General features: G+C 53.1%; 1 rRNA gene (cut by a window edge). It reads right to left on the reverse strand.

The features are described from left to right. Nucleotides 1-1,309: ribosomal RNA gene (locus EV282_RS20035) — 23S ribosomal RNA — on the reverse strand (its annotated part continues 1,313 nt past the right edge of the window); the annotation flags it as partial.

The following is a 1,309-nucleotide window of genomic DNA, read 5'->3' on the forward strand; positions in this document are numbered from 1 at the left end:
ACCTCCCCGTCGATGTGGACTCTTGGGGGAGATAAGCCTGTTATCCCCAGGGTAGCTTTTATCCGTTGAGCGATGGCCCTTCCATGCGGAACCACCGGATCACTAAGCCCGACTTTCGTCCCTGCTCGACTTGTAGGTCTCGCAGTCAAGCTCCCTTGTGCCTTTACACTCTGCGAATGATTTCCAACCATTCTGAGGGAACCTTTGGGCGCCTCCGTTACTGTTTAGGAGGCGACCGCCCCAGTCAAACTGCCCGCCTGACACTGTCTCCGAACCGGATCACGGTCCAAGGTTAGAATTTCAATACAGCCAGGGTAGTATCCCACCGACGCCTCCACCGAAGCTGGCGCTCCGGCTTCTCAGGCTCCTACCTATCCTGTACAAGCTGTACCAAAATCCAATATCAAGCTGCAGTAAAGCTCCATGGGGTCTTTCCGTCCTGTCGCGGGTAACCTGCATCTTCACAGGTACTATAATTTCACCGGGTCTCTCGTTGAGACAGTATCCAAGTCGTTACACCTTTCGTGCGGGTCGGAACTTACCCGACAAGGAATTTCGCTACCTTAGGACCGTTATAGTTACGGCCGCCGTTTACTGGGGCTTCAATTCAGAGCTTCTCCTAAAAGGATAACCCCTCCTCTTAACCTTCCAGCACCGGGCAGGTGTCAGCCCCTATACTTCACCTTGCGGTTTCGCAGAGACCTGTGTTTTTGCTAAACAGTCGCTTGGATCTATTCACTGCGGCTCTCTCGGGCGATAAACCCTATCAGAGCACCCCTTCTCCCGAAGTTACGGGGTCATTTTGCCGAGTTCCTTAACGAGAGTTCTCCCGATCATCTTAGGATTCTCTCCTCGCCTACCTGTGTCGGTTTGCGGTACGGGCACCTCTTTCCTCACTAGAGGCTTTTCTTGGCAGTGTAGGATCAGGGACTTCGGTACTAAAATTTCCCTCGCCATCACAGCTCAGCCTTCACGTTGGACGGATTTGCCTATCCAACAGCCTAACTGCTTAGACGCACTATTCCATCAGTGCGCTCACCCTACCTTACTGCGTCCCCCCATTGTTCAAACGGAAAGGAGGTGGTACAGGAATATCAACCTGTTATCCATCGCCTACGCTTTTCAGCCTCGGCTTAGGCCCCGACTAACCCTGAGCGGACGAGCCTTCCTCAGGAAACCTTAGGCTTTCGATGGACAAGATTCTCACTTGTCTTTCGCTACTCATACCGGCATTCTCACTTCAAAGCGCTCCACCAGTCCTTCCGGTCTGACTTCACTGCACTTCGAACGCTCCCCTACCCCTGTACCT

This window comes from Fictibacillus sp. BK138, assembly GCF_004216955.1.
Classification (GTDB): domain Bacteria; phylum Bacillota; class Bacilli; order Bacillales; family Fictibacillaceae; genus Fictibacillus.